Source organism: Mitsuaria sp. TWR114, assembly GCF_007997345.1.
This window is the reverse complement of sequence record NZ_VOSR01000181.1, coordinates 1-3,322: the sequence shown is the minus strand read 5'-3', so window position 1 is coordinate 3,322 and position 3,322 is coordinate 1. Positions and strand designations below refer to the sequence as shown.

The 3,322-nt window shown below is 71.3% G+C and carries 3 protein-coding genes; 1 reads left to right on the top strand and 2 read right to left on the bottom strand.

The window, feature by feature from the left end; all coding sequences use genetic code 11:
- The first annotated feature begins 360 nt into the window (after positions 1–360).
- Positions 361–969 carry a glutathione transferase GstA gene (gene gstA, locus FUT87_RS08450; RefSeq protein WP_147240732.1) on the top strand — a complete coding sequence of 203 codons (609 nt, stop codon included), beginning with the start codon at positions 361–363 and terminating at the stop codon, positions 967–969.
- 34 nt (positions 970–1,003) lie between these two features.
- Here the strand turns inward: gstA and FUT87_RS08445 are convergent, their stop codons facing one another.
- The gene (locus FUT87_RS08445) at positions 1,004–2,593 is read right to left on the bottom strand and encodes a thioredoxin fold domain-containing protein (protein ID WP_255511733.1); all 1,590 of its coding nucleotides are present in this window, start codon (positions 2,591–2,593) and stop codon (positions 1,004–1,006) included.
- Between the two features lie 88 nt (positions 2,594–2,681).
- Complete coding sequence (locus FUT87_RS08440; protein WP_147240731.1) at positions 2,682–3,170, bottom strand: GFA family protein; 489 nt, start codon at positions 3,168–3,170, stop codon at positions 2,682–2,684.
- Positions 3,171–3,322: the final 152 nt, after the last annotated feature.

Below are 3,322 nucleotides of genomic sequence, written 5' to 3'. Positions count from 1 at the left end.
CTGCGGGTCGTAGGCCGCGGCGAAGGCCAGGCCCTCCTCGCGGTCGACAAGGCGCGAGCCGAACTCACGGACCTGGCCGACGCTGAAGTCCTCGAAGGCATGGGTCGGGGAGGAGGCCGGAGCGCAGTCGGGGCGGGGGTGGGCATAGGGGTGCTCATCGGTCAGGTCCTCGGACAAGTCGCGACCGGGCGACTGTAGGCGCGCTGCCGCCGGGCGATTGGCGCGACGGCGACATCCCCGCGCGCCGCCCTCGGCATTGCGCTGGTCCGGCTGGGCGCGTATGGTCCCCGGGTTCCGCTTCCCCAATCCGTTCCCCAATCGCCCGCTCGCTGCCGAGCGGTCCACGTCGAAGGAGACCCCATGAAGCTCTACTACAGCCCCGGCGCCTGCTCGCTGTCGCCGCACATCGTCCTGCGCGAGGCCGGCCTGGCCTTCGAGCCGGTGCTGGCCAGCACCAAGACCCACAAGCTGCAGGACGGGACCGATTACTACGGCATCAATCCCAAGGGGTATGTGCCGCTGCTGGAGCTGGACGACGGCCAGCGGCTGACCGAAGGGCCGGCGATCGTCCAGTACATCGCCGACCAGGCGCCCGACAAGCAGCTCGCGCCGGCCAACGGCACGATGGCGCGCTACCGGCTGCAGGAGTGGCTCAACTTCATCACGTCCGAGCTGCACAAGACCTTCAGCCCGCTGTTCAACCCGGCGGTCTCGGAGGACGCCAAGGGCGTGTTCCGCAGCAAGCTGCATGAGCGCTTCAAGTGGCTCGACGGCCAGCTCGAAGGCAAGCAGTTCCTGATGGGCGAGCAGTTCTCGGTCGCGGATGCCTACCTGTTTACCGTCTCGAACTGGGCTCAGCATGTGGGCGTGGATCTCGCCGGCTACCCCAATCTGGTGGCCTACCGCGGACGCGTCGCGGCCCGGCCGGCCGTGCAGGAAGCGATGAAGGCAGAAGGCCTGCTGAAGTAGTCGGCGCCCTCGGCAGGGGTGAGGGCCAGCGGCCTCAGCCCTTCTTCAGCAGCGACTCGCAGGCGCCCTTGTCATCGGCATCCTGCTTCGCGCACACGCCATCGAGCTGCGTCCGCAGCCGCGCGAGGGTGGCCTCATGCTGCCCCTTCGCGTTCCACGCCACCAGCTGGCTGCCGACCTTCTGCAGCGCTCGCGCGCTGCGCTCGTAGAACGCGCCTTTGTCCTTCCCCGCCTCGGCCAGCAGCTGCGAGGCGGCCTTCTCGATGCGTGCCGCGTCCTGCGGCGCCAGCTCGACCAGCGCGCTCAGGTAATTCGACCCCCACTGCAACCGCGTCGCCGGCCCTTCGCTCTTGTTGAAGGCCTCCTCGTACCAGCGCAGCGCCTCTTCCTTGCGACCTTGCTTGCGAGCGTTGCCGCCCAGCGAGCTCATCAGGTAATACGGGCTGTGGCTCTTGGCCAGGCTGGCCTTGAGCAGCGCGTCGCTGTCGCTCCACAGGCCGGCGCGTCCGAGCAGGAAGGCCGCTGACGTGATCACCGCCTGACGCTCATAGCCGTCGGTGACCTCCTTGTCGACCTTGGCGGCATGCGCCTTCACCTCCGCCAGCAGCGGTGCGGGCAGCTTGGGCGTCAGCTCGGTCTTGGACTGGTCCAGCCGCGCCAGCTCGACCCGCGCGATCAGCGATTGCAGGCGGTCGGCCCGTGACAGGGAGGCGTCGGCCTCGAAGCGCTTGAGCGCCGCGTCGAACTTCGCGACCAGCGCCTGTCGCTCCGGACCCGCGGCGGGCGCCAGCGCACGGACGATGTCGTCGCCGTTGTTGCTCAGCACATCCATCTGCGCGCGGGCAGCGGCCGGATCCGCCAGCACCTGCTCCACGCGGGACCGCAGCGCGGCATCCGCCTTGAGCGCGCCGCCGCCCTCGGTGGCGGCCAGCGCCTTGAGCCACAGCCGGGTGGTGGTTTCCTCATCGACGCCCTGGCTCGCCGCGGCGAGCCGCGCCAGCAGCGCGGGCCGCTGCGCGGCGGGCACCAGCTGCTGCTCGTCGGTCTCCCAGGAATAGAAACCCAGCAGCTTCCACTCGTTGGCGGACAGCTTCCGGCCCGCCTGGGCATCGGCCAGCACCGTCTTGACGGGCCGGCCGCCGGCCAGGCCCAGCTGCAGCACGCGCAGCACCTGCGGTGCGTCGACCTCGCCCGGCAGGCGCGTGAGCTCCTGGCCGTCGTTGCCGAACAGGATCATGGTCGGATAACCGCGCACCTTGAAGCGCGCGCCCAGGCGCTGGGCGCCGGGGTTGTCGCCGTCGATGTGGACCGCGACGAAGGCGCGCGACTGCTCGATGAAGTCGGCGCGGTTGAACAGCGTGGCCTTGAGCTGGTTGCAGGGCGGGCACCACTTGGCGCCCCAGTACAGCAGCACCGGCTTCTTCTCGCCGCGGGCCTGGGCGAAGGCGCGCTCGATGTCGGCGTCGCCGGAGGCCTCCTGCCACGAGACCGAGGACGCCGCGCTCGCGGCGGTCGCCGCGGGCATCAGCGCCGGGATCGCGCCGATCGTGGACAGCGCGGCGGCAAGGACGGTCAGTCGGGCGGCCGAGCGCAGGCGCCGGGCGGTCGAGGTGCGGAAAGTCATGGCGGAACGCGCGGCCTCGTGAGCCGTCGGTGTCGAGGGAAGGCGGCATTGTGGCGCCGCGCCGGCCCGCCCGATATGCGGGACGCTTCTAACCTTGCTTGCCCCGCAGGATCGCGCCGCGCCGCAGGCTCTCGGCGGGCCAGCGCTCGCGGGCGTCGTAGTACTCGGGCACGGCGACGGCGCCCGGCGGCAGCTGCACCCAGGGCTGTTTGGAGGCGGTGAAGATGTGGATGTCCGGCGGCAGCCGGTCCGGCTCGTCCAGCGTGCCCACGCGCACGAAGCGCATCGCGTCGCCGGCGCCCGCGTAGTTGCTCCACACCGCGATCCAGCAGTTCGGGCAGCGCCAGATCTTCTGGCCCTTGCCGCTCGCCGACGGGTTCATCACCGGCACCGGTTCGCCCGCGAGCAGCTCCACGCGGTCCGCCTCGATCAGCGCGTTGAGCGCGAAGGCCGCGCCGCTGGCGCGCTGGCACCAGCGGCAATGGCAGCAGTGGACGAACAGCGGCCGGCTGGTCATGCGGTAGCGGACCTGGCGGCAGTCGCAGCCGCCTTCGAAGCTCTCCGGGGTGTCGCTCATGGCGTGTCTCCTCCTGATGCGGAGGGCGCAGGATAGCCGGCCGAAAACGGCGAGTGCCAGCTCCGCCCCGCGCCGCCGCGCGAAACGGGGACGGCGCGGCTCGCGGCCGTCGCCGGCGGCGCAGGGCTCAGCCGTCCGCGAGCGCGCGCCGC

Bases quoted from the DNA above. Each gene is read 5' to 3' on its own strand.
- FUT87_RS08445 (WP_255511733.1), bottom strand. From the start codon at position 2,593: ATGACTTTCCGCACCTCGACCGCCCGGCGCCTGCGCTCGGCCGCCCGA.
- gstA (WP_147240732.1), top strand. From the start codon at position 361: ATGAAGCTCTACTACAGCCCCGGCGCCTGCTCGCTGTCGCCGCACATC.
- FUT87_RS08440 (WP_147240731.1), bottom strand. From the start codon at position 3,170: ATGAGCGACACCCCGGAGAGCTTCGAAGGCGGCTGCGACTGCCGCCAG.